Here is a 4,910-nt window from a genome sequence, read left to right as displayed (position 1 = left end):
GTGCCCTCGGTCGCGCCGGGCGCGGTGCCCTCGGTCGCGCCGGGCGCGGTGCCGACCACGGCGCCCAGGTCGCCGCCGGCCTCGAAGCACGTCCGCGTGCCGGTGTGGCACGCCGGGCCCACCTGCTCCACCTGGACGAGCACCGCGTCGCCGTCGCAGTCGAGCGCGACGGACCGCACGTGCTGGGTGTGGCCGGACGTGTCGCCCTTGCGCCAGTACTCCTGACGCGAACGGCTCCAGAAGGTCACGCGGCCCGTCGTGAGCGTCCGGTGCAGCGCCTCGTCGTCCATCCACCCGACCATGAGCACCTCACGCGTGTCGTGCTGCTGCACGACCGCGCACACGAGGCCGTCGGCGTTGCGCTCGAGGCGCGCCGCGACGGCAGGGTCCAGGCCGGAGGAGGGGGTGGGCGAAGGCACGCGCCGATCCTGCCACGACGCCCGGTCAGCGTGTCTGCGCGAGCCACGCCGCGTGCATCGCGGCGTACGGCCCGTCCTGCGCGAGCAGCTCCTCGTGCGCACCCACCTGGACGACGCGCCCCTCCTCGACGACGACGACGAGGTCGGCGGCCTCCGCCGTCGAGAGCCGGTGCGCGATCGTCAGCGTGCTGCGGCCGGCGGTGAGCTGGTCGAGCGCGCGCGCGATCCGCACCTCGGTCGCCGGGTCGACCGCCGACGTCGCCTCGTCGAGCACGAGGAAGTCGGCGCCCGCGAGGTGCGCGCGGGCGAGCGCCACGAGCTGGCGCTCGCCCGCGGACAGGCGCTCGCCGCGCTGGCCGACGTCGGTGCTCAGCCCGCCCGGCAGGTCGGCGACCCAGTCGGCGAGACCGAGGTCCGCGAACGCCCGCGCGACGGCGGCGTCACGGTCCGGCAGCTCGTCGACGCGCGCGCCGTAGGCCACGTTCTCCGCGATGGTGCCCTCGAACAGGAAGCCCTCCTGCGGGACCAGGACGACGCGCCGGCGCAGGTCCTCGAGCGTGAGCTCCCGCAGGTCCACGCCGTCGAGCAGCACCTGCCCGCGGGCCGGGTCGACGAGGCGCGTGACGAGCTTGGCGAGCGTGGTCTTGCCCGACCCGGTCGCGCCGACGACGGCGACCTTGGCGGTCGCCGGCAGCACGAGGTCGACGTCCTGCAGCACGGGCGGGCCGTCGGGGTAGGCGAACGCGACGTCGCGGAGCTCGACCTGCGCGGGCCCGCGCGGGCTCGTGCGGCCACCGCCCACCGGGTCCGCCACCTCCACCTCGGTGTCGATGACGCCGAGCACGCGCCGCCACCCGGCGAGCGCGTTCTGCAGCTCGTTGAGGATCTCGGTCGCCATCTGCACCGGCCCGGTGAAGAGCTGGACGAGGAAGAGGAACGCGAGCAGGCGACCCACCGTGATGTCGCCCGAGATGCCGAGCAGCGTGCCGACCACCACGACGGCCGCGAGGACCGCGTTGGCCACGAACGAGCCGCTCGAGAACACGAGCGCGACGCGGACCTGGGCGCGCACCATCGCGTCGCGCGTCCGCGTCACAGCCGCGTCGATGCGGCGCTGGGTGCGGCCCGCGACGCCGTAGGCACGGATCGTCTCGGCGCCGACGACGGCCTCCGAGATGGCCCCGAGCATCGCCCCGACGCGCTCGCGGACGAGCCCGTACGCCGTGCTCACGCGCTTCTGCGCCGGCCGGAGCACGAGGAACAGCGGGACGAAGCACAGCCACACCACGAGCGTGAGCTGCCAGGAGTAGACGAGCATGAGCGCCGTCGCGACGAGGATCTGCAGCACCGAGACGAGCAGCATGATGCCGCCCCACTGCACGAACAACGAGATGGTGTCGACGTCGGACGTGACGCGCGAGACGAGGCTGCCGCGCCGCTCGGTGCCCTGGGTCAGCGCGGACAGGTCGTGCACGTGCCGGAAGGCGCGGACGCGCAGCGTCGCGAGGCCGGCCTCGCTGCTGCGGAAGAGCCGGATGTTGACGAGCGCCGAGCACAGGCCTGCGAGCACGAGGGCGAGCGCCGCGAGGCCGACGAGCTGGACCACGCGGCCGGTCTCGGGGCCGCCGGGCGCGAGGATCGCGGTGTCCATCGTCTGCTGCACCGCGACGGGCACGACGACGCGCCCGGCCGCGGCCACGACGGCCAGCAGCCCCGTGAGCCAGAGGCCTTGGACGATCTGGGGCGAGACCTCGAGCCCGCGGCGCAGCGTCGCCATCGGTCCCAGGGCGCTCGTCCGCTCGAGCCGGACGCCCTCGCGCCCCCGCTCGTCGGCGGCCGCCGCGTTCGTGGTCGCGTTCGTGGTCGCGTTCGTGGCCGTGCTCGCGTTCGTGGCCGTGCTCGCGTCGCGGCGTGCGCCGCGCGTCGTGCCGCTCATCGCGTCCGCCCCCCGCTCGTCGTCGGCCGGTCCGCCGGGTCCGGCTCGGTCCCGCCTGCCAGGAGCAGCGCGTCGTCGTCCGGCTCGTCGTCCGGCTCTCCCCCGGTCCGCTCGCGCAGGGACGACCGCCGCTCGGACTCGTGCAGGTAGGCGGTCGCGAGCTCGCGGTAGCCGGGGTCCCGCTCGAGCAGCTCCGCGTGGGTGCCGCGGTCCGCGATCCGGCCGTCCTCGAGGTGCACGACCTCGTCCGCCAGGAGGACCGAGGACATCCGGTAGGCGACCATGAGCACCGTCGGGGCCGCGCCCGACGTGCCGTCCTGGCCGGGGTCGGCGCTCCGGCGCAGCCCGGTGAGGATCTGCTGCTCGACCCGCGGGTCGACGGCCGACGTCGCGTCGTCGAGCACGAGCAGGCGTGGCCGGCGCACGAGGGCGCGCGCGATGACCAGGCGCTGCCGCTGGCCGCCGGACAGGTTCGCCCCGCGCTCGCCGAGCGGGGCGTCGAGCCCGCCGGGCAGGGCGCGGACCACGCCGTCCACCCGGGCGAGCCTCAGCGCGGCCCAGACGGCCTCGTCGTCGGGCGCGTCCGGGTCGCCGTCGTCGGCGAGCGTGACGTTCGAGCGCACGCTGTCCTCGAAGACGAAGGCGTGCTGCGGGACGAGCGCGACCTGCGCCGCGAGGTCCGCGGGCCGGACGTCGCGCAGGTCGACCCGGTCGATCGAGACGGTGCCCTCGTCGGGGTCGCGCAGCCGCGCGAGCAGCGAGACGAGCGTCGTCTTGCCCGAGCCCGTGACGCCCACGAGCGCGACGGTGCGTCCCGGTGCGAGGTCCAGGTCGATGTCGTGGAGCAGCGGCTGCGGGCCGTCCTCGCCCGGCACGAGCACGCCCACGCCGTCGAGGCGGACGCGCGCGCCGGCCGGCGTGGCGGGCAGGGGCGTCGCGCCGACCGCGAGCGCGCCCGGCGCGTCGAGCACGCGCGCGATGCGGTCGTAGCCGACGAGCCCGCGCGGGAGCTCGCCGAGCACCCACCCGAAGGCGCGCACGGGCACCGCCATGATCGTCAGGAGGTACGCGGCCGAGACGACGTCGCCCGTGCCGACCTGCCCCGCGGCCACGCGGTAGGTGCCCACGAGCAGCACGAGCAGCGTCCCCAGGCTCGGCAGCAGCTCGATGACCGGGTCGAACACGGCACGCACCTGGCCCACGCGCACGTTGGCCCGGCGCAGGGTGTCCGCCCGCTCGGCGAACCGGCGCTCCTCGCGGTCCTCCGTGCCGAGCGACTTCACGAGCAGCGCGGCCTCGAAGCTCTCGTGCGCGACGTCCGAGACCTCGGCGCGCATCTGCTGCGCGCGGGTCGCGGCGGGCGACATGCGGCGCTGGAAGACGACGTTCGCGAGCACCGCGAGCGGGAGCACCCCGAGCGCGGTGAGTGCGAGCCACACGTCGGTGCTGAGCAGCGCGACCGCGGCGACCCCGATCATCACGACGACCCCGAGCGCGAACGGCAGGGGGTTGAACACGCCCGTCGCGGCCTCGACGTCGGAGCTCGCGTTCGAGAGCAGCTGTCCCGTCGGGTGCGCGCGGTGCCACGACATGGGCAGGCGCAGGTACTGCCGCGTGACGGCGCGCCGGTGGTCCGCCTGGATGTCCGAGACGCCCATGCCGGCGAAGATGCGGCGGCCGGCGACGGCCGTCGCGAGCGTGAGCGCCACGCCGAGGAGCACGAGCCCGGCGAGCCAGACCTCCTCGCGCGCGTCGGCGTCCCCCTCGAGCGCGGGGACGACGACCCGGTCGGTCACCATGCCGAGCGCCTCGCTGACCCCCACCATGGCGGCGCCGAACACCGCCGACGTCAGGATCGCGAAGACGTAGGTGCGCGGCTGGCTCGCGATGCCGCGCGCGATGAGCTGGAGCGAGCGGCGCACCGCACCGCCCGTGAGCTCCGCACGACGCTGCGGCCCCGAGGGGTTGAAACGATTCGAGCCCACGCGGGCACAGTCCTTCCATGTCACGTCAGGGGGTGTCCCATCCTTGCATGTGACCATGGGGCATGGCCTTCCACGCAGTCGAACGCTCAGCCCTCGTCACCGCGCTCCGCGAGGCGGGGCCGTGCGCCCCGACGCTGTGCGAGGGCTGGCGGACCGAGCACCTCGCGGCCCACGTGGCGCTGCGCGAGTCGTCCCTCGTCGCGGCCGGCGCCGCCGTGCCGTCGCTCGCCGCACGGGCGGAGGCGGCGATCCAGGCGCTCGGCAGCCGGTCCGCCTCGCCCGCGAACTTCGAGGCGCTCGTCGCCCGGGTCGCGGACGGACCGCCGCGCCGGCACCCCATGCGCCTCGCCGGCGACACCGTCAACCTGCTCGAGCTCTTCGTGCACACCGAGGACGTCCGTCGCGGCACGACGACGGCCGCGACGCCGCCGCGCGAGCGCTCCGCCGAGCACGCCGCTGCGCTGTGGGGTCAGCTGCGCCGCATGGGCCGGCTCGCGTACCGCCGCGCGGGCGTCGGCGTCGTGCTCAGCACGCCCGAGGGCGAGGCGCGCGTGGCGAGGGCGACCGAGC

The 4,910-nt window shown here is 75.7% G+C and carries 4 protein-coding genes; 1 reads left to right on the top strand and 3 read right to left on the bottom strand.

From position 1 onward, the window contains the following. From hisI to ICW40_RS20275, 3 genes are all read right to left on the bottom strand, one after another. Positions 1–419 (bottom strand): phosphoribosyl-AMP cyclohydrolase (gene hisI, locus ICW40_RS20285; RefSeq protein WP_221655781.1); only part of this gene is annotated, 419 nt, incomplete at its 3' end. 25 nt (positions 420–444) lie between these two features. Then, positions 445–2,196, bottom strand: a complete 1,752-nt coding sequence (locus ICW40_RS20280) for an ABC transporter ATP-binding protein (protein WP_260459518.1) — start codon at positions 2,194–2,196, stop codon at positions 445–447. A 155-nt stretch (positions 2,197–2,351) separates the two neighbouring features. After that, positions 2,352–4,397: an ABC transporter ATP-binding protein gene (locus ICW40_RS20275; RefSeq protein WP_221655779.1), complete on the bottom strand. Its 2,046-nt coding sequence runs from the start codon at positions 4,395–4,397 to the stop codon at positions 2,352–2,354. Between the two features lie 5 nt (positions 4,398–4,402). Here ICW40_RS20275 and ICW40_RS20270 point away from each other — a divergent pair. After that, positions 4,403–4,910 (top strand): TIGR03085 family metal-binding protein (locus ICW40_RS20270; RefSeq protein ID WP_221655778.1); only part of this gene is annotated, 508 nt, incomplete at its 3' end.

This window comes from Actinotalea ferrariae (assembly GCF_019733465.1).
In the GTDB taxonomy this organism is placed as follows: Bacteria; Actinomycetota; Actinomycetes; order Actinomycetales; family Cellulomonadaceae; genus Actinotalea; species Actinotalea ferrariae_A.
This window is presented reverse-complemented; position numbering and strand designations above follow the sequence as displayed.

Excerpts from the sequence above, each read along its gene's own strand:
- ICW40_RS20280 (WP_260459518.1), bottom strand. The coding sequence starts at position 2,196 with ATGGCGACGCTGCGCCGCGGGCTCGAGGTCTCGCCCCAGATCGTCCAA.
- ICW40_RS20275 (WP_221655779.1), bottom strand. The coding sequence starts at position 4,397 with ATGGTCACATGCAAGGATGGGACACCCCCTGACGTGACATGGAAGGAC.